General features: G+C 39.0%; 2 protein-coding genes and 1 pseudogene. 2 read left to right on the forward strand and 1 reads right to left on the reverse strand.

What is annotated here, in order from left to right; genetic code table 11:
* Window positions 1-186: pseudogene (locus tag AC1DSB_RS19000) on the reverse strand (peptidyl-prolyl cis-trans isomerase); the annotation flags it as partial.
* Window positions 187-354: 168 nt separating this feature from the next.
* Between AC1DSB_RS19000 and AC1DSB_RS19005 the strand changes: the two are divergent.
* On the forward strand, window positions 355-636 hold the full coding sequence (locus AC1DSB_RS19005) for an Fpa/YlaN family protein (protein WP_016427814.1): 282 nt from the start codon (window positions 355-357) through the stop codon (window positions 634-636).
* A gap of 67 nt (window positions 637-703) precedes the next feature.
* Window positions 704-1,600, forward strand: an 897-nt coding sequence (locus tag AC1DSB_RS19010) for an FtsW/RodA/SpoVE family cell cycle protein (RefSeq protein ID WP_477587387.1), incomplete at its 3' end; no start/stop codon positions are given.

Genomic DNA, 1,600 nt, shown 5'->3' on the forward strand with positions numbered 1-1,600 from the left:
TTCCATGATTTCACGTGACCAATGAGCTGACATTTTTTTGGTGTATTCATCCAACTCGTTTTTTTCGAGTTGCTGTTCCGTGAAAAACGTTTTTAAGTCAATGCGTCGATCATCAAAAATCCATACACCTGGGTCTAAAGTTATTTTAAATTTCACATTCCCTTTAATAGGTATTATCGTTTCCATTCTATTGGTGCCTCCTTGCAAGCTGCGTTTCTTCTACTAGTATAACGCTTAGCCTATAGGTAAAAAAGAATTAAGTTCGGAAAGATTCACTGTGGAAGCGATACTTGCATTTTTGTCACTAGAAAGATACACTTTATTAAGACTATATTAGGTGATGGGGGCGTCCTCATGGATACTAAATCTCAGCAATCGTACCAGCAGAAAGCTATGGATTTATTAAAAGCTGATGCAGAAAAAATAGCAAAATTAATTAAGGTTCAAATGGACCATTTGACGATGCCGCAATGCCCACTTTACGAAGAAGTCTTGGATACCCAAATGTATGGTTTATCTAAAGAAATTGATTTCGCTGTAAAATTAGGGCTTATTGAGCGTGAAGAAGGAAAGTTGCTTCTTTCGACACTTGAAAAAGAATTATCTGTATTGCACGATGCTTATACAGAGAAATAGGTAAAAAACTCAAACTCAACATGTGTTTGAGTTTTTTTGCTAGAAAAAAAGAAAAAGAGGTTTCAAAATGATCCCATACATCAAGCGATATGCCAAAAACTTCGATTATTCATTATTTATTACATATATGTTTTTATGTCTTTTCGGTCTCGTAATGATATATAGCGCGAGCATGGTTTGGTCCGTCAATCGATACGGTTTCGAGCCGGACCACTTTTACAAAAAACAAATACTAAACTTAGTTTTATCGGTCCCAGCATTTTTAGTAGGGGCTTTATTTCCATACAAGCATTACCGCAAGAAGCCGATGATGATTGCCATGCTGGTTGTAATGTTCACCTTATTGGTGGCGGTTCATTTTGTCGGCTATGCTGCCGGTGGTTCTAAGAGCTGGATTGATCTTGGATTTGGGAACATTCAGCCTTCCGAGTTTGCAAAAATAATTATGGTGCTATATTTTGCCGGTGTATTTGCAAATAAAGCGAGAAAAGGTCCCATAGATAGTTTTAACCAATCKATTGCCCCGCCAGTGACAGTACTTGTTATGGCCGTTGCCTTGGTATTGAGTGAAGTAGATATGGGTTCAGCTATGATTATCTTTTTTACGGCAATTTCTGTCATGGCCGCAAGTGGTATTCGAATCCGGACATTTGTGAAAATTAGTGGCATAATCGTTGGCGCACTTGCTTTGATTACACCAGTTTTGTATTTAGCCCGTGATAAGTTTATTACTGAACGTCGACTTGGACGTATTGAGGCTTTCCTGAATCCTTTTGAATATGAACAAGGCTTTGGATACCAAGTAGTAAATGGTTATTTGGCCATCGGTGCAGGGGGGCTGAAAGGACTCGGACTTGGACAGTCGGTACAGAAACTGGGCTATTTACCGGAGCCCCAGACAGACTTCATCATGGCCATCATTGCAGAGGAACTTGGATTAGTTGGCGTGTTAATTGTTATCGGT

Source organism: Paenisporosarcina sp. P4_E4_2 (genome assembly GCF_056401595.1).

Coding starts and splice junctions, on each gene's coding strand:
- AC1DSB_RS19005 (WP_016427814.1), top strand. CDS start 355: ATGGATACTAAATCTCAGCAATCGTACCAGCAGAAAGCTATGGATTTA.